Here is a 21641-nt window from a genome sequence, read left to right on the forward strand (position 1 = left end):
TCTCCCCGGCCAAGGTTTAGGCGCTGGGGCGTGGAAGGACAAGGCGCGGGCCGTTATGGGGTCAGCCGCCCGTCGCGCAGCGCGTTCGCCAGCGCGTCCACAGCCTGCGCCAGTCTTTCGTCGATGACGTGCAGATATTCTGTCCAGTCCGACAATTCGCGCAACTCGGCAACCCCGTCCGAGATGCCGCGCAATCCGATCAGCGGGATGCCGAAATGCTGGGCCGCGCGCAGATGAGAAAATGTTTCCATATCCACCATGTCTTCGGCGATGCCGGCATAGGCGTTGCCATTGACGATGTTCGCCCCGGTGGACAGGCTTGCGGTTGGCAGGTCCGGGATTCGGTGGGGCAGTTCGATCCGGGCCGGAAGGTCCAGGAACGGCGTCCGGCCGCGTTCAAACCCCAGTGCCGATGCGTCCATGTCGCGATAGGCGACAGCGCCGACCTGATAGATCTCGGTCTGCGCCAGCCGGTTCGATCCTGCCGATCCCAGAGACACGATCAGTCCGGGCGGTTCCGGCATCCCTGCCAGCGCGGCGGTCAACTGGACCGCGGCTTCGACCGGGCCGACGCCAGTGATCAGCGGCGTGAGGCGGGCGCGCAACGCCGGGCCGTATTCGGCTTCGGCGGCCATCACGAACAGGATCGGGATTCCGGCGATGGTCTGAGGGCGGGGCGGTTCCTGCATGGCGCATCCTGTCTTGTGATGCGCGCAGGTGACAACGGCTTGGGGTAAGGGTCAAGCCGACGCGATGCCATCTTGCGGCGGGCTTGGCGCCTGTGGCACTTGCCTGAGGATGGGCAAGGTCAGCGAACTTTACAATCAGCGCGTTTCCGAGGGGCGGATCCAGTCAGACGCGGCGCAAGAGGCCGTCCTGCCGGATCTGGACCGGGTGTTGGATGACCTGGCGGCTGCGCCCGATGCGGCACCGGAAAAGCCACGTTCCGCATGGCGGGCGTTCCTTGGTGTCGGCAACACGGCGCCCGCCAGCCCGAAGCCCGGCGCGCAGGGGCTGTATCTGTGGGGTGGCGTCGGGCGCGGCAAGTCTATGCTGATGGACCTGATGGCCGAGGCGGCACCGGATCGCGCGCGCACGAGACGGGTTCATTTCCACGAGTTCATGCAAGAGATCCAGGCCGGGCTTGAGGCCGCGCGCAAGCGGCACGAACAGGATGCGGTAAAGCCAGTGGCCATGGAGGTGGCCCGGCAGGTCCGGCTGCTGTGCTTCGACGAGATGCAGATCACCGACATCGCCGATGCCATGATCGTGGGCCGCTTGTTTCAGGTCCTGTTCGATCAGGGCGTCGTCGTCGTCACCACCTCGAACCGGAAGCCCGAGGATCTGTACAAGCATGGGCTGAACAGGCAGCTTTTCCTGCCGTTCATCGACCTGATCCGTCAACGGATGCAGACCGTCTGCCTGGACAGCGAGACCGATCACAGGCAGGGACGTGTGGGTGGTGGACAGGTCTGGTTCACCCCCGCCGATGCCGAGGCGCGCGCGGCGATGGACGCGATCTGGGACGACCTGACATCCGGTGCCGCGCCCGAGCCGCATCAGGTCGCGGTCCGCGGACGGCAGGTGGAACTGCCCGCTTTCGCGAACGGGGTTGGCCGATCCGGGTTCTGGGAACTGTGCGGGCGTCCGCTGGGACCGGCCGACTACCTTGCGCTGGCGCGCGAGGTTCATGTGCTGATGATCGATGGCATTCCGCGCCTGTCGATGTCGAACTATAACGAGGCGAAGCGCTTCGTGACCCTGATCGACGCGATCTACGAGGCTAAGGTGCGGCTGATCGCCAGTGCGGCGGACGAACCCGAGCAGCTTTACAACGAAGGCGAAGGAAGCTTCGAGTTCGAACGCACAGCCAGTCGTCTGCGCGAAATGCAGGACGCCGGTTGGGGGACGCAGCCGCCCGATCAGGGCTGAAGGGTCATTCCGCGGTGAACGCTGCGCGGATGCGCGCGTATTCCCAGTGCTTGATGAACGGGCGTGCCGGACTCATCGGATTGTCGCCGTCAGCGATGCAGGGAAAGCAGGCGATCAGGCTAAGTCGCTGCGGCACGGACAGCGCCCGCACGGCCATCTTGCCGGTGTAGAACGATTCCATCGGCGACCCTTCGGCAACGACCACCTCGTGATCGCCGAAGGCAATGTGGACAAGCTGAAAATCACCTTCCGACGGACGCAACGCGACACCGGGAGTGCCCGCCATCATCAGATGCCGGGCCGAGATCAGATATTCGGTGCCTTCAGCGTCTGTCACAAGAACCCGATGCTGCGGCGAGACATCGACATCGCGCCGCGGCAGCCCGTCCCCAAGCGCGCCCGCCTCGATCCGCACCGGACGCTTGTTTGGCGCAAGATCAAGATGCGCGGAGGTGACGCGCGTTGCGTGGGTCCAGACCAGAGGCTGCGCGCCGTGGTCGCGCGTCAGGACCATGTCGCCCGGTCGCAGCATTTCGACCGGCACTTCGCCGGATGGGGTTTCGATCATCGTGCCGGCCAGAAAACAGACATTCAGTGCCGCGACGGTGGGTCGGACGTTCGACAACCGGGTATTGTCGATCAGTGCCGACACACTGTCGCCGCCACGAAGGGGTGTTGACGTGTAAAGCGTTCCGGTGCGGCCGCTGTCCCGACTTTCCGTATCACCGTCCCACAGGCTGACCGGACCGGTGTCGCCCGGGATCTGGCCGCTCAGGTTGCCCGTGTGGCTTTGCCATTCCGTGCTGTTGATGATGTCATCGTGGTTCAGGTCATTGAACGTCAGCGCGATGCGGGTCGAATCCGCAGATGCGACACCTTCTGAAACTGGGGTCTGGAACAGCGTAATTGAAACGGCTGGCATGGCGGGGCACTCGAATAACCACCGGCTAAAATATCTACAAAGATGAATTCCTCCTAGTCGGTAGTATTTCCCATACGAAGCATATTTCGCGGTTCCAAGCGGTTACCTGACCAAAAAGACAACGTAAGGTTGCGGGTGGTCGTCAGCCGTTGTCGCGCAGGATCCTGCCGGCAAGATACAGCGATCCGCAAATCAGGATCCGGGCGCGTGGCGTTCTGCCAACGATCAGCCGGATCGCCTCGTCGGCGCCTGAGGCGGTCATGGCATCCATCCCGACCGCATCCGCCGCGCGTGCCGTCTGGGTCGCGGGCAGGGTGTTCGGTTCGCCGGGAATGTCGATCGCGGTCAGGCTGTCGGCATGGGGGGCCAAGGCGCGCAGATAGCCATCTATGTCCTTGGTGTTCAGCATCCCACAGACCAGATGGGTCGGACGCGTCGGCAGGTCGGCCAGTGTCGCCGCAAGTGCCTGCCCGCCCGCCGGGTTATGGCCACCATCAAGCCACAGTTCGGCCTGGTCCCCTGCGGTATCGAACAGGGGGCCGCGGACAAGGCGCTGCATCCGCGCGGGCCAGTCTGCGCGGGTGACGGCGGCGCGGGCCTGCGCGTGGCTGGCACCCAACTGCCGCAGCGCGGCCAGCGCGACCCCCGCATTCTGGATCTGGTGTGCGCCAATCAGTCCGGGCCGTGGCAGATCCCAAAGACCGTGGTCATCCTGATAGATCATCCCGTCCCGGTCGGGTGCGGCCATCCAGTGCTGGCCAAAGGCGAAGATCGGTGCGGTCAGCCCAGAGGCCCGCGCCTCGATCACGCGCAGTGCGTCGTCCTGTTGCGGTCCGACCACACATGTCACGCGGGGTTTGATGATGCCTGCCTTTTCGGCGGCGATCAGCGGCAGCGTCTCGCCCAGATATTGCGTGTGATCGATGCTGACCGGCGTGATGACGGTCAGTTCTGGCGTATCGATCACGTTGGTTGCGTCCAGCCGGCCGCCAAGTCCGACCTCAAGCAGGGTGTAATCCGCAGGCGTGCGGGAGAACGCCAGAAATGCCGCCGCTGTCGTGATCTCGAAGAAGGTGATCGGCTGGCCGTCGTTTGCAGCCTCGCATTCCTCCAGCGCGGCGGCCAGATCGGGCTCGGCGATCAGATCGCCTGCGACGCGGATGCGTTCGTGGAAACGGGCCAGATGGGGCGAGGTATAGGCATGGACACTGGCGCCGCCAGCTTCCAGCCCTGCCCGGATCATCGCTTGGGTGCTGCCCTTGCCGTTGGTGCCCGCAATATGAACGACCGGCGGAATCCGGTGCTGCGGATTGCCAAGCGCCTCAAGGATACGGTGCATTCGGTCCAGCGACAGGTCGATCACCTTGGGGTGCAACGACATGAGGCGGTCGAGGATGGCGTCGGAATGGCTCATCTGCGAACAGCCGGGGGCCAGCCCCGGACCTCCGGGATAATTGGACAAGTGAGACGCCGTCAGGAGGATTTCGGTGCCTTGGCCGGCGCGGGCTCGGGGGCGGCCGGGTCGGGCGTCGCCTCGATCGCCGGGGCGGTGGGCGTCGGCGCGGGCAGATCGGCCTTTGTCGGCGCGGGCATCCGGCCCATCATGCGCAGGATCGATACCAGCTCGTCGCGCAGCTTGGTGCGGTGCGTCACCCGGTCCAGCATGCCGTGTTCCAGCAGGTATTCGGCACGCTGAAATCCCTCGGGCAGTTTCTCGCGAATGGTCTGCTCGATCACGCGCGGTCCAGCAAAGCAGATCAGCGCGTTCGGTTCGGCGATCTGGATGTCGCCCAGCATGGCGTAGGACGCGGTCACCCCGCCCGTGGTCGGGTGGGTCAGCACGACGATATAGGGCAGACCAGCCTCGCGCAGCATCTCGACGGCGACGGTGGTGCGCGGCATCTGCATCAGACTGAGAATGCCCTCTTGCATCCGTGCGCCGCCGGCGGCCGAGAACAGTACCAAAGGACGTTTCAGCTTTGTGGCGCGCTCTGCCGCGGCGATGATGGCGTTTCCGACATACATGCCCATCGAGCCGGCCATGAAGCCGAAATCCTGCGCGGCGGCCACGATCGGGGTGCGCCCGATCTCGCCTTCGGCGACCAGCATCGCCTCTTTCTCGCCGGTGGATTTCTGCGCGGCACGCATCCGGTCGGGATATTTCTTCTGATCGCGGAACTGCAGCGGGTCGGCGACGGGATCGGGCACCTTGACCTCGACAAAGGCGCCACCATCGAACAGCGCGGCAAAACGGTCGCGCGGGGTGATCGCCAGGTGGTGATCGCAATTGGTGCAGACGTTCAGATTGTCGGACAGTTCCCGGTGGAACAGCATGGTCCCGCATTCGGGACATTTCGTCCACAAGTTCTCGGGCACTTCGCGGCGCGAGAACAACGAGTTGATGCGCGGGCGGACATAGTTCGTGATCCAGTTCATCGCGGGTGTCCCTGACTGTGTCAGGCCCCCAGATAGGCCGCGCGGGGGGGAATTGCAATTGTCGCGGCGGGCAGGAATGATGCGGGACATGTGGGCATCCTTTCTGATCCTTTTGCATACGACGCTGACGCTGGGGTTCATCGCACGGGTGCTGATCCGGCCGCGGCTGGACCCGTCCGTGCGGCTGGCCTGGATTATGGTGATCGAGGCGGTGCCGCTGGCCGGGATCGTCGCCTACCTGCTGTTCGGAGAGGTTCGCATGAACCAGGCCGAGGTGCAGCGCATGGCCGATGTGCGTGACCGGCTGACCGGGCTGCGCACGCCCAGCCCCGACCTTCTTGCCGATCCGCCCAATTTCGCGCGGCCGGTGGTCGCGGCAAACGCGGCAGTCGGGGGCATGGACGCGCTGCAAGGCAACCGTATCCGGCTTCTGGAGGAAAGCGATGATGCGGTGGACAGCTTGGTCCAGGCAATCGACCAGGCCCGCGATCATGTTCACATCCTTTTCTATATCTGGTTGCCCGATCACAGCGGCGCAAAGGTGGCCGAGGCTGTCGAGCGGGCGGCGCGTCGCGGTGTCGCCTGCCGGGTGATCGTCGATGCGCTTGGATCGCGCGGATTGGTGCGGTCGGCCTATTGGCGGCAGTTGCAGGACGCCGGGGTGGAATGCGTCACGGCCTTCCCCTGGGGTCTGCCATTCATCAGCGTGCTGTTCCGCAGGCTTGATCTGCGCAATCACCGCAAGATCCTGGTCGTGGACAACCGCATCGCGTTCACCGGCAGCCGGAACTGCGCCGACATGGCATTCGCGATCAAGCCGCGCTTCGCGCCCTGGGTCGATGTGCTGTTTGCTGTCGAGGGTCCGGCGGTCCGGCAGTTGCAGTCGGTCTTTCTGGGCGACTGGATGAGTTACACGGGCCGCGATCTGGGCGACATGCTGCAACTGGTCGATGGCGTCGACGAGCCGGGCGTCGCCGCGCAGATCGTGGCGACGGGGCCGGACCGGCGGGCGGGCAGCATATCGGACTGTCTGTGCGGCATGCTGCATGCGGCGCGGCACCGCGTGGTCATTACCACGCCCTACTACGTCCCTGACGCGGCACTGGACGCCGCCATCCGCGCGGCGGCGCGGCGTGGTGTCGAGGTGACGATGATCCTGCCCGCGCGCAACGATTCCTTCGTGGTCGGCGCGACCAGCGAGGGATTCTACTACGGGCTTCTGGCGGCGGGCGTGCGGCTGCAGCTGTTCCAGCCAGGCCTGCTGCACGCAAAGATCATGACCGTGGACGGGCGCATGGCGATGGTCGGCAGCGCCAATCTGGACCGCCGCAGCTTCGAGCTGAACTACGAGGTCAACATGGCGCTGTTCGACGAGGCGCTGATCGCCCGGATCGACGCGCGGCAGGCCAGCTATGTGGACCGCGCCCGCGAACTGACGCTGGATGAGGTGCGCAACTGGAGTTTGCTGCGGCGGCTGAGAAACAACCTGCTGGCCCTGGCTTCACCGCTGCTATAGCGGCATCGCGGTCGTGTATTTCGTCTGGCGCAGCACGAAATTCGTCACCGTTCCGCGGACGATGCCCAGAGCCAGCAGGCGGCGCATGATGAAGTCCTCCAGGCCCTCCGGATCGGGCGCGATGATCTTCATGTGATAATCCGAGGTGCCCGTGATGGTGGCGCATTCGATGATCTGGTCTTCTGTCTGCACGAAACGATCGAACCGGGCCAGCGATTGTTCGGTATGATCCAGCAACGAGACCTGCACATAGGCCATCGCGTGCAGGCCCGCCTGCGCCGGATCGATCAGTGCCACCTGTCGCCGGATCATGCCGCTTTCGATCATCCGGCGCACCCGACGCCATGCGGGCGAAGCGGACAGCCCCGCCTTTTCGGCAAGCGCCTGCGTGGACAGTGTGCTGTCCTGTTGCAGCAAGCGCAGAATACGCCGGTCCGTGTCGTCAAGTTCGGGCATGTTTTTGCCGGATGCGTTCATTTCGCGGAAAATCCTGCCTGCAGAATGACGATATCGCGCGTCTTCGGCAAGATTTTCCAGTGTCTCGCGGTAAAATTAGGCTCAAGGAGGATGAGAACATGCCCAAATCGACCGAATACGAGGCCAAGACACCCGACGCCGACGGTTTCATCGCCTATGACGCCCAGGAGGACATGGTCTGGCATGACCTGATCACCCGCCAGTTGCCCGCAGTGCGGCAACACATGGCGCGTCCTTATCTGCGCGGGCTGGATCTGCTGGACATGCCCATCGATCGCGTGCCGCAATGTCCTGAAATCTCTGCCCGGCTTGGCGATCTGACGGGATGGCGGGTCGAGCCGGTGCCCGCACTGATCGGCTTTGGCAAGTTTTTCGGCATGCTGGCCAACCGCACTTTTCCCGCCGCCAGCTTCATCCGCAAGCGCAAGCATTTCGATTATATCGAAGAGCCCGACATCTTTCACGAGATCTTCGGCCACACGCCCCTGCTGACCGATCCCGCCTTCGCCGCGTTCAGCCAGGCCATCGGCGAGGCCGGGACGCGCTGCGACAAGGCCGATTTCAGCTGGCTGATCCGGCTTTACTGGTTTTCCATCGAGTTCGGGCTGATGCACCAAGACGGCCAGTTGAAGGCACTGGGGTCGGGTCTGGCAAGTTCGGTCACCGAATTGCCGTGGTCGCTGTCGGATCAGGCCGAGCATCGGCCTTTCGATGTCATCGACATCCTGCGCACGCCCTACCGGATCGACATTCATCAGCCGGTCTATTTCGTGATCGACAATCTGGACGACTTGTTTGCGGCGGCAAAGCGCGATTTGCTGGAGGATATTCGGCAGGCGCGGTCTCTGGGGCTGCATGACCCCAAATATCCGCCCAAGGACGCCGCTTAAGGAGGAAGACATGACCACCTGTGATCTGGCCGACAAGACCTGCGAGCCCTGCAGGGGTGGGGTCGCGCCCTATGGCGCCGACGAGGCCGCGAAGATGATGGACCAGCTTGACGGCTGGCAGCTTTCCGATGGCGCGACCTCGATCAAGCGCCGGTTCGATTTCAAGGGATTTTTGAAGGCCGTCGAGATGGCCAATCTGGCCGCGTGGCTGGGCAACAAGCAGGGCCATCACCCCGACATCGCCTTCGGCTTCGGCTATTGCCAGATCACGTTCACCACGCATGAGGCAGGCGGGCTGACCGAAAACGACTTCATCTGCGCGGCCAGGCTGGACGCACTGGTCGCCTGACTGCTTGTCCCTCGGGATGGCGCGGTTTATCCCAAGGGTACCGCAGCCACCGGGGGGACAAGATGAAGAACGCTCGTTTCGACAAATCCAGGCTTCCCAGCCGCCATGTCACCGAGGGGCCGGCCCGCGCGCCGCATCGCAGCTATTTCTACGCGATGGGGGTTTCCGAAGAGGAAATCCACAGCCCATGGGTCGGTGTGGCCACCTGCTGGAACGAGGCCGCGCCCTGCAACATCGCCCTGAATCGCCAGGCCCAGTCGGTCAAGCAGGGCGTCAAGAAGGGCGGCGGCTGTCCGCGCGAATTCACCACCATCACCGTGACCGACGGCATCGCCATGGGGCACGAGGGGATGCGGTCAAGCCTTGCCAGCCGTGACGCGATCGCCGACACGGTCGAACTGACCATGCGCGGACATTGCTATGACGCGCTGGTGGGGCTGGCGGGCTGCGACAAGTCGCTGCCCGGCATGATGATGGCGATGGTGCGGCTGAACGTGCCGTCGGTCTTCATCTATGGCGGGTCCATCCTGCCGGGCAAGCTGAACGGGCGCGACGTCGTCGTGCAGGACGTGTTCGAGGCCGTGGGCCAGCATCAGGCCGGCAACATGACGGATGCGGAACTGGACATTCTGGAACGCGTCGCCTGTCCCAGTGCCGGGGCCTGCGGCGGGCAATATACCGCCAACACGATGGCCTGTGTCAGCGAGGCGATCGGGCTGGCGCTGCCCAACTCGTCGGGGGCGCCGGCGCCCTACGAATCCCGCGATCAGTACGGCATGGCCTCGGGCGAGGCGGTGATGCGGCTGATCGAGAAGAACATCCGCGCGCGCGACGTGGTGACGCGCAAATCTCTGGAAAACGCCGCCCGCGTCGTGGCCTGCACGGGCGGGTCGACCAATGGCGGGCTGCACCTTCCGGCCATCGCGCACGAGGCGGGGATCGATTTCGACCTGTTCGATGTCTGCGACATCTTCCGGGATACGCCCTATTTCGTGAATCTGCGGCCGGGCGGCGAATATGTCGCCAAGGATCTGTACGAAGCCGGTGGCGTGCCGGTCGTGATGCGCGAACTGCGCCGGGCCGGGCTGATCCACGAGGACTGCATCACCGCGACCGGCCGGACCATCGGCGAGGAACTGGACCTGGTCGATCGCGAGGTGGACGGCAAGGTGATTCATCCGGTCGCCACGCCGCTGTCGCAGACCGGCGGCGTCGTCGGTCTGAAGGGCAATCTGGCCCCTGACGGCGCTATCGTGAAGGTCGCCGGGATCAAGGCCGAGGATCAGGTCTTTAGCGGACCGGCGCGGGTTTTCGAAAGCGAGGAAGAGGCCTTTGCCGCCGTCCAGCGCCGCGAGTATCGCGAGGGCGAGGTGATCGTCATTCGCAATGAAGGCCCGGCAGGCGGCCCCGGCATGCGAGAGATGCTGGCCACCACCGCTGCGCTGTCGGGGCAGGGCATGGGCAAGAAGGTCGCGCTGATCACCGATGGCCGCTTTTCGGGCGCAACCCGCGGTTTCTGCGTCGGCCATGTCGGACCCGAAGCCGCGCATGGCGGACCGATCGCGCTGCTGGAGACCGGCGACGTCATCACCATAGACGCGGTCAGGGGCGAGATCAGCGTGGATCTGTCCGAGGAACAGCTTGCCGCGCGCAAGGCCGAGTGGGCGGGAGCGCGCAAGACCGATTATGCGTCGGGCGCGTTGTGGAAATACGCGCAGCTTGTAGGCGGTGCCCGCTGGGGCGCGGTGACCCATCCCGGTGCTGCGAAGGAAACGCATATCTACATGGATCAGTGACGCAGGATGGTAGGGCGATCCCAGAACTGGCTGTCACGGCACATCCGTGAAAGGGTTGCGCGGCAATGGGCGGCGCAGGCCGCCGCGCTTGGGAAAAGCAACCGTGTCCCGCCGCCCGAGATCCGCGACGAGGCTGTGGAACTGCATCGGTCCCTGACGCGGTTTCTGCAGTTGTCGGATGCGCGCCTGCCCCGCGGGGGCAGCAACGCCTATCTGATCGACCTGCCGCCGGGTACAGACTGGCACTGGTGCCCCATGATGCTGCGCGGCCGGATGATGCCCGACACCCTGTCCGCCCCGCAAGACGGCCAGATGTTGGGCGATGATGTCACGCTGTTTCATGACTGCCGCCATCGGGCGCTGATCCTGTGTCAGCGCCGCAATCGCCGCGCAACCGATCTGTCGCCCTATTCCCTGACGCTGGAGATGCTGGGATTCTCGGGCAGCTATCTTGCCCTGTCACTTGCCATACCGCCCGAATTCCGGGACCGGTTCAGCCGGAATCATATTGTTCGGCTGGACATCAAGCTGCATTCGGAAAGGGCGATCAAGATTTATGGACGGCTGAATATCGCGCAGGGGCCGAACACCGAAACCATCTTGCGCCAGCTTGGCCATCCCATTGAAGGCCGCGACTGCACGCGCGAGGCGGAATTCGATCTGGGATATGCGGACCTGTCGCAGCGCCCGGTGGACAAGGTCTGGCTGGACCTGCTGTTCGAGGCGCCCTACATGAATGCCGTCACGATAAGCGATGCGGTCCTGTCGCGTCATCCAAGGGCAGAGATATAAGGACGATCATGCCGGTTTTCGACAATCACGGGATCAAGGGTGGCGTCTGGAGCGGGCGGCTGCGCGACATGCCGCCCCCCGCGCGGGTCTGTGTGACCTGTATGGGCGAAGTCATCGCCGAAGCCGCTTTGGCCGACGACGCCGACGGCGGTCATCAGGTCCGGGTGGACTTGCCTGGGTCGCTGATCTCGGACGGCATCGTGACGTTGGTGCTGGTGGCCGATCAGGGTGGGCCCGGTGATCCGGTTGGTGCCGACGCGATCCATCTGCACCATCAGTCACTGGTCACCGGCAAGCCGTTGGATCAGGATCTGGTGGCCGAGCTTTCGGCTTTGCGCGCCGAGATGGAGCTTCTGAAGCGGGAGTTCAGGCGTTTCGCCTTTGAGGCGCAGGGCTGACCGCACGACGTCATGCGTCCGTTACCGTTTCTTGCGAAAAGTGGTCGGCGTCGCTATATCGACCCCTTCGCCCTTGTGTCCACCGTCCTCGCACCAAGGAACCGCATGACCCACCCGCAAACGCCTTGCTATCTGATCGACAAATCCCTGCTGCGCGGCAACATGGAAAAAGTCGCCCGACTGCGCGAACGATCAGGCGCCAAGGCCCTGCTGGCGCTGAAATGTTTCGCGACATGGTCGGTTTTCGATTTCATGCGGGACTACATGGACGGCACCACGTCTTCGTCGTTGTTCGAATTGCGGCTTGGGCACGAGGAATTCGGCAAGGAAACCCACGCCTATTCAGTCGCTTGGGCGGATCACGAGATCGACGAGGCGGTTTCCTATGCCGACAAGATCATCTTCAACAGCCTGGGCCAGCTTGACCGCTTTGGCGACAAGGCGGCCGGCATCACGCGCGGGCTGCGCCTGAACCCCCGTTTTTCGACCAGCGGGTTCGATCTGGCGGACCCGGCGCGACCCTTCAGCCGGTTGGGAGAATGGGACATCGCGCGGCTGGACGCGGCGATGGACCGGATCAGCGGCGTGATGATCCACTATAATTGCGAGAACGGTGATTTCGATCTGTTCGACCATCAGTTGACAAGGATCGAGACCGAGTTCGGGGACATCCTGCAAAAGCTGGACTGGGTCAGCCTTGGCGGCGGCATCCATTTCACCGGCGAGGGATATCCGCTGGACAGATTGGCAGACCGGTTGGCGGCCTTCAGCCAGAAGCATGGTGTCCAAGTTTATCTCGAACCCGGCGAGGCCAGCATCACGAAATCCACCACGCTGCAGGTCAGCGTGCTGGACCTGATAGATAACGGCAAGCAGGTCGCCATCGTGGATAGCAGCATCGAGGCGCATATGCTGGACCTGCTGATCTATCGCGAAACCGCCAAGCTACCGCAGGACGGCAGCCATGAATACCAGATCGCCGGCAAGACCTGCCTTGCGGGCGACATCTTCGGTGATGCACGTTTCGCCCAGCCCCTGCGGATCGGCGATCGGATCAGCATCGCGGATGCGGCGGGTTATACGATGGTGAAGAAGAACTGGTTCAATGGCGTCGCCATGCCAAGCATCGCCATCCGCGAAGAGGATGGCAGCATCCGGACCGTTCGCAGTTTCTCGTATGATGACTACAAATCCAGCCTGTCCTAAGGCGCCCATCTTTCCCCTGTGAAAGGAGTCAGAATTGGCCAAGAAGAATATCCTGATCATCGGCGCGGGTGGCGTCGCGCAAGTGTCCGCGCACAAGGTCGCGCAATGGGCGGACGAATTCGGCGATCTGCATATCGCCAACCGCACCAAGGCAAAGGCCGATGCAATCATCGACAGCCTTCGCGAAAAGGGCCACAAGATGCCCTTCACCAGCCACGCGCTGGACGCGATGGACCCGGCTGCCGTCGAGGCGCTGATCGGGAAGACGGATGCGAAGATCGTCATCAACGTAGGCACCGCTTTCATCAACATGAGCGTGCTGGAAGGATGCATTCGCGCCGGCGCCGCCTATATCGACACGGCGATCCACGAAGACCCTGCGAAGGTCTGCGAAACTCCGCCATGGTACGCGAACTATGAATGGAAGCGTCGCGATGACGTTGCCAAGGCAGGCATCACGGCAATTCTGGGTGCGGGCTTTGATCCGGGCGTGGTGAACGCCTATGCCCGCCTTGCCGAAGATGAGTATTTCGACAAGATCGATTCGGTGGATATCGTGGACATCAATGCCGGCAGCCACGGCCGCTGGTTCGCCACCAATTTCGATCCCGAGATCAATTTCCGAGAATTTACCGGCACGGTGTATTCGTGGCAGGGCGGCGAATGGCGCGAGAACAAGATGTTCGAGGTAGGTCGCGAATGGGATCTGCCCGTTGTCGGCAAGCGCACCGCCTATCTGTCGGGCCATGACGAGGTGCACAGCCTGTCGGCACGCTACAAGGATGCGGATGTTCGGTTCTGGATGGGATTCGGCGATCACTACATCAACGTCTTCACGGTTCTGCAGAATCTGGGCCTGCTGTCCGAACATCCAGTCAAGACCGCCGAGGGGCAGGAAGTCGTGCCGCTGAAGGTCGTCAAGGCCGTGCTGCCGGATCCCGCCAGCCTTGCGCCCGACTATACCGGCAAGACCTGCATCGGTGATCTGGTCAAGGGCAGCCTGGACGGCAAGGAAGGCGAGGTCTTCGTCTATAACGTCGCCGATCACAAGGATGCCTATAGCGAAGTCGGCAGTCAGGGGATCAGCTATACCGCCGGTGTGCCGCCGGTTGCAGCAGCCATCCTGATCGCGCGGGGCACTTGGGACATCAAGAAGATGGTGAATGTCGAGGATCTGCCGGCGCGGCCTTTCCTTGGGCTTCTGGGCGAAATGGGCCTGCCCACCCGCGTCATCGACGCGACCGGCGACCATCCCCTGTAGGATCGCCGCCTCCGCGCGATTGACAATCAGCAAGTCTTGGGGGCGAACCGGAACGATCGGTTCGCCCTTCGCGTTCTTGCGCAGCGTCTGTTCGCGATATTCGCGGGGCGCTTATGGGGGGACATCATGGCCGGTCGGGAAGGGCACATTTTTCCGCGCTTTGGCGGCGGACAGGGCGTAAGCAGCAGTCGGATCGCAAACTGGGCCGTCATCGGCATTTTTCTGATCCTCGCCTTCGCCGCCATCGCGGCCGCGCGGGATTTCCTGATGCCGGTCACCATGGCGATCCTGCTGTTCTTTGTGTTCACCCCGCTGCGTCGGTTCGCGCGGCGTCGCGGCATCCCCGATGCGCTGACCGCCGCGGTGGTCACGCTGACCATCCTGACGCTGGTGGCGGCGCTGGCCTATGCCGCCAGCGGCCCGATCAACCGTGCGTCCCAGCACATCCCGACGATCAGTACCCAGCTTGAGCAGAAGTTTCAGCGGGTCCGCGAGTCGATGCAGGATTTCCGACAGGCCGCCCAGAAGATCGACGAGGCACAGACCGTTGAAGCGGAAGACGCAAGCGAAGCCGCGACGATCAAGGTCGAGGAGGACGGAGAATCTACCTTCGAGACGGTGGTGAAGCTGACACCTCAGCTTCTGGCGCAGGTCGTCTTCACACTGATCCTGATGTTCTTCATGATCGCCTCGGGCGATCTTCTGTATCTGAAGATCGTGCAAAGCTTCGACAGCATGCGCGAAAAGCGCAGTGCCTATCTGGCCCTGCGCGAGATCGAGGATTCGCTTGGCAGCTATCTGGGTGCGATCACCGTCATCAACGCGTGCCTGGGTCTCAGCATCGGGTTGGCGATGTGGGCATGGGGAATGCCGGGGGCGCTGCTGTTCGGGCTTGGCGCATTCGTGCTGAACTTCATTCCGTATCTGGGCGCGATCGCGGGTGTGGGGATCGCCGCGATCGTGGCGCTGGTCGTGATGGAGGGCCTGTTCTGGCCGGCCATGGTCGCGGGAACATATCTGATGCTGACCTCGCTTGAAGGGCAGCTGATCACCCCTTATTTCGTGTCGCGCCGCTTGCAGATGAACACAGTCGTGGTGTTTCTTGCCGTGGCGCTGTGGGCGTGGCTGTGGTCGGTCCTTGGCATGGTGATCGCGGTGCCGGTGCTGGTGGTCCTGCGGGTGCTGGCCGAACATGTTCCGGGGTGGGAGAAGTTCGGCAACTTCCTTGCCGGAGACGAGCCGCCGTCGATCGAGGATGATGAAGAGGAAGACGCCCGCGAGATCGTCGAACGGGGCGCAGGGGCCGAGGACGAGGCCTCGGCCCGCGCGGCGACCGCGGACCTGATGGGGCACGGCAACCGAGACGGCTGAGCCTGCTGCGCCGTTCGGCGATGCGCGATGTCCCCATCCCATGCCGCCGCCACGCGGTGTGTCACCCCTGCAGCTTGTCCTGAGTGCGGGTGTCAAAGTCCGACGTGTCGTGGCGCTCGTGCAGCTGGCTGGCGGGATCGCCTGATGTGCTGTTCACCATGATGCCGCGACGCACTGCCGGTCGGGTCGCGATCTCGGCCTGCCACCGTGCGACGTTGCGATAGCTTGGGCCGTCGATGAAGGTCGCGGCATCACCATACACGCCGCCCTTCACCATGCGGCCGTACCACGGCCAGATCGCCATATCCGCGATGGAATAGCTGTCGCCCGCCATGAACTGATGGTCGGCAAGGTGCCGGTCCAGCACGTCAAGCTGCCGCTTGACCTCCATCGTGAAGCGGTCGATGGCGTATTCGATCTTGACCGGCGCATAGTGATAGAAATGTCCGAACCCGCCGCCCAGATAGGGCGCGGCGCCCATCTGCCAGAACAGCCAGTTCAGGGTCTCGGTCCGCGCCACGGGATCGTGCGGCAGGAATGCATCGAATTTTTCGGCCAGATACAGCAGGATCGAACCGGATTCGAAAACCCGCCGGGGCGGGTTGGCGGAATGATCCATCAGCGCCGGGATCTTCGAATTGGGGTTCGCTTCGACAAAGCCGCTGCCGAACTGATCGCCATCGCCAATGCGGATCAGCCAGGCGTCATACTCTGCCGGCTTGCCGATCGCCAGCAGCTCTTCAAGCATGATCGTGACCTTCTGGCCGTTCGGCGTGGCGAGGGAATACAACTGCAGCGGATGCTTGCCGACCGGCAGTTCGCGGTCATGGGTCGGGCCCGCGACGGGGCGGTTGATGCTGGCGAACTCGCCGCCGTTCTTGGTCTCCCATGTCCAGACCTTCGGCGGAATATAGGTGTCGTTCATGTCCTGTCCTGTGTTCCTGTTCGACGTGTTCCTGGGAAACATGTGCGGGGCGCGCGCGGGTTTCAACATCTGCAAGCCGCAGATCCCCTGTGCATCCATGCACCAGTGTCGCGAATCGATGGCGTTTGTTCCTGATATGTTCTATTCTGGCGTCATGTTGCCGCCCCGTGATCCCGACCAGACCTTGAAGGCCCGTGGCGCCGATACGCGCCCCGAGGGTCGGTTCGAGACGCATCGCCGCGTGCGCGAAGCCGATGGCTGGGACATTCCCGAAGACAGCACACTGTTGCGCACCGAGGTGGTCTCGGAAACACCGCGCAGCATCATCACGCGCAACACATCGCCCGATATTTCCTTCGATCGCTCGATCAACCCCTATCGCGGCTGCGAACATGGCTGCATCTATTGCTATGCGCGGCCAAGCCACGCCTATCTGGGACTGTCGCCCGGCCTTGATTTCGAGACGAAGATCACCGCCAAGCCCGATGCCGCGCGGCTATTGGCACGTGAACTGGCGCGGCCGTCCTACAAGCCGGCGCCGATCGCATTGGGCACGAATACCGATCCCTACCAGCCGGTTGAATCGCGGCTGGCGATCATGCCGGGCATCCTGCGGGTGCTGCGCGACTGGAACCATCCCGCGACACTGGTGACGCGCGGTCAGACGGTGCTGCGCGATCTGGACCTGTGGGCGGAAATGGCGGCCAAGGATCAGGCGGCGGTGGGCATCAGCGTCACCACGCTGGATGCCGAGCTTGCGCGCGCGCTGGAACCGCGCGCTCCGACGCCGCAGACACGGCTGCGGATGATCCGCGAGCTTTCGCGCGCTGGCGTGCCGGTGCGGGTGATGGTCGCGCCCGTGATCCCGGTGCTGACCGAACCCGAGATCGAGCGTATTCTGACCGCCGCGCACGAGGCCGGCGCAACCACCGCCAGCATGATCCCGCTGCGCCTGCCCCACGAGGTCGCGCCGCTGTTCAGGGACTGGTTGGAACGCCACCGTCCCGGCATGGCCGCGCATGTGATGAACCGGGTCCAGGCGATGCGCGGCGGCAGGGACAACGATCCGCGTTTCGGCAGCCGTTTCCGTGGCGAGGGCATCGAGGCGGAATTGGCCCTGAAACGATTCCGGCTGGCGCGGAAGCGGCTGGGATACCGTGACGGCTTCGCGCCGCTGGATTGTTCGCGCTTCGGACCGCCGCCCCGGTCCGGCGATCAGTTGTCGCTGTTCTAGGCGCCGCGATCCTGTTCGTTCTTGGCCCAGAGATAGCCAATGAAGGCGCCCTTCACGAGGCGCAGCAGGATCAGCGTCATGACTGTGGTGACAAGCCCGGTGATCAGCAGCAGCATCGCCGGGCTGGGGCGGAACAGAACCCATGTGAACCCGATCAGCGGGATCAGCAGCAACAGCATGATGGTCATCGCGAAGAAGGCGGGACCGTCTGCGGCGGGATAGCGGCCGACGGGCGCGTGACATGTTCCGCACTCGGCCGGCACCGTCAGATAGCCTTGCAGCAGCTTGCCCTTGCCGCAGTTCGGGCAACGATTCAACAGTCCCCGCATGATCGCCGTCTTGCCGTCGCGTGTCTCGGTCATCGGTCCGTCCCGTGTGCCTGAAGAAGATGCCCCATGGCTAGGGCCGCCAGTTGGCAGTTGGAATGCGGCGGACTGACACGGGCGCATGACCTCAGGGTCTGCCGCGGCCGCTTGTCGTCCCGCCTCGATCGGCGCCGTCGCTGCCCGAGCTGAAACCGCCAAGGCGGTCGGCGATCATTTCCAGTGTGGGACGATCGCCGCGTGGACGGGTTTCCAGCGCCTCGCGCATGGCGCGCAGATGCCGCGGCATGGTGCCGCAACATCCGCCGATGATCCTGACACCCAGATCGCGGGCCAGGCAGGCATAATCGGCCATCAGTTCGGGCGTCCCGTCATACTGGACGTGACCGGCCTCGAAATGCGGGATCCCGGCATTGGCCTTGGCAACCAGCGGGCGTTCATTGCCGGACGCCAGCAGCGCCGTGACGGTTCGCAAAAGGTCTGACGCGCCCAAGCCGCAATTGGCCCCGAAGGCGATTGGCGGATTGGGCAGTTTTTCGACCAGCGCGGCAAGCTGCGCCGGGGCGACACCCATCATGGTTCGCCCGGCGGTGTCGAAGCTCATCGTCCCGCACCATGGCATGTCCACCAGAAACGCGGCCTCGGCGGCGGCGCGGAATTCCTCGACCGCGCTGATCGTCTCGACCCACAACAGGTCTGCCCCGCCCTGCTTCAGCGCATCGGCCTGCTGATGAAACATCTCGACCGCGGCATTGTGGCTGAGGGCGCCCAGGGGGGCCATGATTTCGCCCGTGGGGCCCATGCTGCCGGCGACCAGAGGCTTGCGTGGTGCCGTGTCTGCAACCTCGCGTGCCAGTTCCGCGGCGGCGTGGTTCAGTTCCGCCACGCGGCCCTGCGCGCCGTGCAGCCGCAGACGGCTGGCGTTGCCGCCGAAGCTGTTGGTCAGGAACAGGTCGGCGCCCGCGTCCACCGCGCCGCGATACAGGGTCTGGATCGCATCGGGGCGGTCGATGTTCCACATTTCCGCAGGCTCGCCCGCCGCAAGCCCCATGTTGAACAGCGCGGTCCCCGTTGCGCCATCGGCCAGCAGCCAGTCGCGTTCGGCAAGAAGGCGGGTCAGGGCGTCGTGCATCGTGATCCTCGGGCGGTTCGCTTGCAGGTTGCGGGGCTGTCTCACAGCACGGCAAGCGCGTCAAATCCTATCATCTCCGGCCCCGAGGATGCTGCTTCAACATGCAGGGGAAAGACACGCGGGCCAGGTCTGCCGACAAGCGGCTTGATCCTGGTGGCTCAAATGGAAACCGCGCCGGCAAGGGCCGGCGCGGTTCCAGATCTTTCGGCATGGTTTGCCGGGATCAGTTGCGATCGTCGGCCGGGGCGCCATCGTCGTCCGAGGACGCGCCACCGATGTCGTCGAACAGTTCCGAAATCTCGAACTCGGCTTCCGCATCCGCTTCGGCCGCCAGATCCTGGATCGACTTGCCCTGCGCCTGCAGTTCAGCCTCTTCGTTGGACCGTGCGATGTTCAGCGTGATTTCGGCCTCGACCTCGGGGTGCAGGACCACGGTGACCGTGTGCAGGCCCAGTTCCTTGATCGGGTTGCCCAGCACGATCTGCTTGCGCTCGATCGTGAAGCCGGACTCGGTGGCGGTATCTGCCACGTCGCGGGTGGTCACAGAACCGTAAAGCGCACCGGAATCGGACGCCGAACGGATGATGACGAAGGTTTCGCCGTCAAGTTTCTGCGCGACCTTCTCGGCCTCGGCCTTGGATTCCGCGTTGCGGGCTTCCAGTTGCACCTTGCGGTCCTCGAATGCCGCGATATTCGCGTCCGAGGCGCGCAGCGCCTTGCCTTGGGGCAGCAGGAAGTTGCGGGCATAGCCCTCTTTCACCTTCACCACTTCGCCCATCTGGCCCAGCTTGGAAACGCGTTCCAGCAGGATGACTTGCATGTTCTGTCCTCCTTACTTCACGGCATAGGGCAGCAGGGCGAGGAAGCGGGCACGCTTGATGGCGCGGGCCAGCTCACGCTGCTTCTTGGCCGAGACGGCGGTGATGCGCGACGGCACGATCTTGCCGCGTTCCGAAATGTAACGCTGCAGCAGACGCGTGTCCTTGTAGTCGATCTTCGGCGCATTCTCGCCCGAGAACGGGCAGACCTTGCGACGGCGGAAGAACGGTTTGTTCGCCATGGTTCAGATCTCCTCAGTTCCGGTCGCGGCGTTCGCGGCGGTCGCCACGTTCTTCGCGCTTCTGCATCTGCACGGAAGGGCCTTCCTGATGCTCGTCGACCTTGATGGTCATCACGCGCATCACGTCGTCATGCAGCCGTGCCAGTCGCTCCATCTCCTGGACGGCGTCCGACGGGGCGTCGGTGCGCAGGAAGGCGTAGTGGCCCTTGCGGTTCTTGTTGATCTTGTAGGCGAGGGTGCGGACACCCCAGTACTCATTGTCCACGACCTTGCCGCCGTTATCGGCGAGAACGGTCGAGAAATGTTCGATCAGCCCTTCGGCCTGCGTGTTAGACAGGTCCTGACGGGCGATCAGCACATGCTCGTACAGAGGCATGGCGATCCTTTCATCATCGGGCGCACTTCATAGGCGGGATCAGACCTTCCGCACCCGCCACGAGAGGTTGCGCGATTTGCAATAACTCGGCGGAAGGATGGGGCCTTATAGCGGCAAATGCTGCAGTTGCAAGGTGATTCGGGGGTGCGCACCGCCGGGTGCGACCTTTGATCCTGGCCATCCCTAGCGGCTTCGCATTGAATGTACATGCAGAAAAAGCGATATCTGGTTCCGCACCGGCACCGTTGCCCCTGCCGAAGGACAAAACCGATGGTTGCATCAATTCCCGGACAGGCCGCCGCGCCGGATGACTGGCTGGCGCATTTCCCGATCACCTTCTTCGCCACGACGATGGGGCTGGGCGGGTTGGCGCTGGGGTTGCGGGCGGGCTTTGGCGTGCAGTCCGCGATGTTCCTTACGGCGCTGGGGCTGACCGCACTGGTCTTCGTCGGCGTGTCGATCCTGTATCTGGCCAAGCTGGTGCTGCGCCCCGCCAGCGTCGCGGCCGAGTGGCAGCATCCGGTCCGGTTGGCGTTCTTTCCCACGATGACGATCTCGCTGCTGATCCTTGCCACTGCCGCGCTGCCGGTTCTGCCATTGCTGTCGCAGGCGATGTGGGTCGTGGGCATGCTGGGGCAGGGGGTGTTGACACTGGCCGTGATCTCGGGCTGGATCGGGGCGCGCAGCTTTCAACACGGCCATATCTCGCCGGCGTGGTTCATCCCGGCGGTGGGCAACGTGATCGTGCCGGTCGCGGGTGCGCAGCTTGGCTGGACCGAGACCAGCTGGCTGTTCTTTTCGGCCGGGATGATCTTCTGGATCGTGCTGCTGACGCTGGTGTTCAACCGGCTGATCTTTCACGATCCGCTGCCGGGCCGGTTGCAGCCGACGCTGGTCATCCTGATCGCGCCGCCCGCACTGGCCTATATCGCCTGGGTTCGTCTGACCGGCGGCGGTGATGCCTTCGCGCAGATCCTGCTGAGCCTTGGCTATGTGTTTGCCGCGCTGGTCGCCACGCAATTGCCGCGGATCCTGCGGCTGCCCTTCGCGCTGTCGTTCTGGGCGCTGAGCTTTCCGGTCGCGGCGCTGTCGGTGGCCAGCCTGCTGCACGCCGAAACCGTGTCGTCCGACATGCACCGCGATATCGGGATGGCGCTGTTGGGTGTGCTGGTCGCGATCATCGCGGCGCTTCTGTGGCGCACCGCGCGCGCCATCGCGGCGGGCGAGGTCTGTCGGCCGGACTAG

Annotated in this window: 23 protein-coding genes; 12 read left to right on the forward strand and 11 right to left on the reverse strand. The window is 63.9% G+C overall.

What is annotated here, in order from left to right; all coding sequences use genetic code 11:
* Window positions 1–53 precede the first annotated feature (53 nt).
* Entirely contained in the window at window positions 54–689 is a 636-nt protein-coding gene (locus MU516_RS01765; RefSeq protein WP_260275481.1) for a 5'-methylthioadenosine/S-adenosylhomocysteine nucleosidase, read from the reverse strand.
* Between the two features lie 109 nt (window positions 690–798).
* On the opposite strand from MU516_RS01765, the gene zapE reads away from it, so the two are divergent.
* On the forward strand, window positions 799–1932 hold the full coding sequence (gene zapE, locus MU516_RS01770; protein ID WP_260275482.1) for a cell division protein ZapE: 1134 nt from the start codon (window positions 799–801) through the stop codon (window positions 1930–1932).
* Window positions 1933–1936: 4 nt separating this feature from the next.
* Here the strand turns inward: zapE and MU516_RS01775 are convergent, their stop codons facing one another.
* The 3 genes from MU516_RS01775 to accD form a co-directional block, all read right to left on the reverse strand.
* A complete protein-coding gene (locus MU516_RS01775) occupies window positions 1937–2854 on the reverse strand; it encodes a Hint domain-containing protein (RefSeq protein ID WP_260275483.1) in 918 nt (305 codons plus the stop codon).
* Between the two features lie 142 nt (window positions 2855–2996).
* Window positions 2997–4268: a bifunctional folylpolyglutamate synthase/dihydrofolate synthase gene (locus MU516_RS01780; protein WP_260275735.1), complete on the reverse strand. Its 1272-nt coding sequence runs from the start codon at window positions 4266–4268 to the stop codon at window positions 2997–2999.
* A gap of 59 nt (window positions 4269–4327) precedes the next feature.
* Complete coding sequence (gene accD, locus MU516_RS01785) at window positions 4328–5290, reverse strand: acetyl-CoA carboxylase, carboxyltransferase subunit beta (protein ID WP_260275484.1); 963 nt, start codon at window positions 5288–5290, stop codon at window positions 4328–4330.
* Window positions 5291–5378: 88 nt separating this feature from the next.
* Between accD and cls the strand changes: the two genes are divergently transcribed.
* A complete protein-coding gene (cls, locus tag MU516_RS01790) occupies window positions 5379–6806 on the forward strand; it encodes a cardiolipin synthase (protein WP_260275485.1) in 1428 nt (475 codons plus the stop codon).
* Here the strand turns inward: cls and MU516_RS01795 are convergent.
* The gene (locus tag MU516_RS01795) at window positions 6801–7283 is read right to left on the reverse strand and encodes an Lrp/AsnC family transcriptional regulator (RefSeq protein ID WP_260275486.1); all 483 of its coding nucleotides are present in this window, start codon (window positions 7281–7283) and stop codon (window positions 6801–6803) included. The two genes, cls and MU516_RS01795, sit on opposite strands and share 6 nt — an antisense overlap.
* A gap of 98 nt (window positions 7284–7381) precedes the next feature.
* On the opposite strand from MU516_RS01795, the gene phhA reads away from it, so the two are divergent.
* The 8 genes from phhA (at window position 7382) to MU516_RS01835 (ending at window position 15346) form a co-directional block, all read left to right on the forward strand.
* A complete protein-coding gene (gene phhA, locus MU516_RS01800) occupies window positions 7382–8173 on the forward strand; it encodes a phenylalanine 4-monooxygenase (RefSeq protein ID WP_260275487.1) in 792 nt (263 codons plus the stop codon).
* Window positions 8174–8183: 10 nt separating this feature from the next.
* Entirely contained in the window at window positions 8184–8522 is a 339-nt protein-coding gene (locus tag MU516_RS01805; RefSeq protein ID WP_260275488.1) for a 4a-hydroxytetrahydrobiopterin dehydratase, read from the forward strand.
* A gap of 62 nt (window positions 8523–8584) precedes the next feature.
* Window positions 8585–10318, forward strand: coding sequence for a dihydroxy-acid dehydratase (ilvD, locus tag MU516_RS01810; RefSeq protein WP_260275489.1), 1734 nt, complete (start codon window positions 8585–8587; stop codon window positions 10316–10318).
* A 6-nt stretch (window positions 10319–10324) separates the two neighbouring features.
* On the forward strand, window positions 10325–11110 hold the full coding sequence (locus tag MU516_RS01815; protein ID WP_260275490.1) for a DUF6478 family protein: 786 nt from the start codon (window positions 10325–10327) through the stop codon (window positions 11108–11110).
* An 8-nt stretch (window positions 11111–11118) separates the two neighbouring features.
* A complete protein-coding gene (locus MU516_RS01820; RefSeq protein WP_260275491.1) occupies window positions 11119–11508 on the forward strand; it encodes a hypothetical protein in 390 nt (129 codons plus the stop codon).
* A gap of 105 nt (window positions 11509–11613) precedes the next feature.
* Window positions 11614–12714 (forward strand): carboxynorspermidine decarboxylase, encoded by a 1101-nt coding sequence (gene nspC / locus MU516_RS01825; RefSeq protein ID WP_260275492.1) that lies wholly within the window; start codon window positions 11614–11616, stop codon window positions 12712–12714.
* A 34-nt stretch (window positions 12715–12748) separates the two neighbouring features.
* Window positions 12749–13975, forward strand: coding sequence for a saccharopine dehydrogenase family protein (locus MU516_RS01830; protein WP_260275493.1), 1227 nt, complete (start codon window positions 12749–12751; stop codon window positions 13973–13975).
* 126 nt (window positions 13976–14101) lie between these two features.
* On the forward strand, window positions 14102–15346 hold the full coding sequence (locus tag MU516_RS01835; RefSeq protein ID WP_260275494.1) for an AI-2E family transporter: 1245 nt from the start codon (window positions 14102–14104) through the stop codon (window positions 15344–15346).
* A gap of 61 nt (window positions 15347–15407) precedes the next feature.
* Here MU516_RS01835 and yghU read toward each other — a convergent pair whose 3' ends face one another.
* Window positions 15408–16271 carry a glutathione-dependent disulfide-bond oxidoreductase gene (gene yghU, locus MU516_RS01840; protein WP_260275495.1) on the reverse strand — a complete coding sequence of 288 codons (864 nt, stop codon included), beginning with the start codon at window positions 16269–16271 and terminating at the stop codon, window positions 15408–15410.
* Window positions 16272–16407: 136 nt separating this feature from the next.
* Here yghU and MU516_RS01845 point away from each other — a divergent pair, with 136 nt between their 5' ends.
* The gene (locus MU516_RS01845; RefSeq protein WP_260275736.1) at window positions 16408–17505 is read left to right on the forward strand and encodes a PA0069 family radical SAM protein; all 1098 of its coding nucleotides are present in this window, start codon (window positions 16408–16410) and stop codon (window positions 17503–17505) included.
* On the opposite strand, the gene MU516_RS01850 is transcribed toward MU516_RS01845, so the two are convergent.
* From MU516_RS01850 to rpsF, 5 genes are all read right to left on the reverse strand, one after another.
* Window positions 17502–17867 (reverse strand): DUF983 domain-containing protein, encoded by a 366-nt coding sequence (locus MU516_RS01850; RefSeq protein ID WP_260275496.1) that lies wholly within the window; start codon window positions 17865–17867, stop codon window positions 17502–17504. The genes MU516_RS01845 and MU516_RS01850 overlap by 4 nt on opposite strands.
* A 91-nt stretch (window positions 17868–17958) precedes the next feature.
* Window positions 17959–18960 carry a betaine--homocysteine S-methyltransferase gene (gene bmt, locus MU516_RS01855; RefSeq protein WP_260275497.1) on the reverse strand — a complete coding sequence of 334 codons (1002 nt, stop codon included), beginning with the start codon at window positions 18958–18960 and terminating at the stop codon, window positions 17959–17961.
* A 223-nt stretch (window positions 18961–19183) separates the two neighbouring features.
* Window positions 19184–19780 carry a 50S ribosomal protein L9 gene (gene rplI, locus MU516_RS01860; protein ID WP_260275498.1) on the reverse strand — a complete coding sequence of 199 codons (597 nt, stop codon included), beginning with the start codon at window positions 19778–19780 and terminating at the stop codon, window positions 19184–19186.
* Window positions 19781–19792: 12 nt separating this feature from the next.
* Window positions 19793–20020, reverse strand: coding sequence for a 30S ribosomal protein S18 (gene rpsR / locus MU516_RS01865; protein ID WP_085867363.1), 228 nt, complete (start codon window positions 20018–20020; stop codon window positions 19793–19795).
* A gap of 13 nt (window positions 20021–20033) precedes the next feature.
* Window positions 20034–20396 carry a 30S ribosomal protein S6 gene (rpsF, locus tag MU516_RS01870; RefSeq protein ID WP_209054622.1) on the reverse strand — a complete coding sequence of 121 codons (363 nt, stop codon included), beginning with the start codon at window positions 20394–20396 and terminating at the stop codon, window positions 20034–20036.
* A 270-nt stretch (window positions 20397–20666) separates the two neighbouring features.
* On the opposite strand from rpsF, the gene MU516_RS01875 reads away from it, so the two are divergent.
* Window positions 20667–21641, forward strand: coding sequence for an SLAC1 anion channel family protein (locus MU516_RS01875; protein WP_260275499.1), 975 nt, complete (start codon window positions 20667–20669; stop codon window positions 21639–21641).

This window comes from Paracoccus maritimus (assembly GCF_025195095.1).
In the GTDB taxonomy this organism is placed as follows: Bacteria; Pseudomonadota; Alphaproteobacteria; order Rhodobacterales; family Rhodobacteraceae; genus Paracoccus; species Paracoccus maritimus.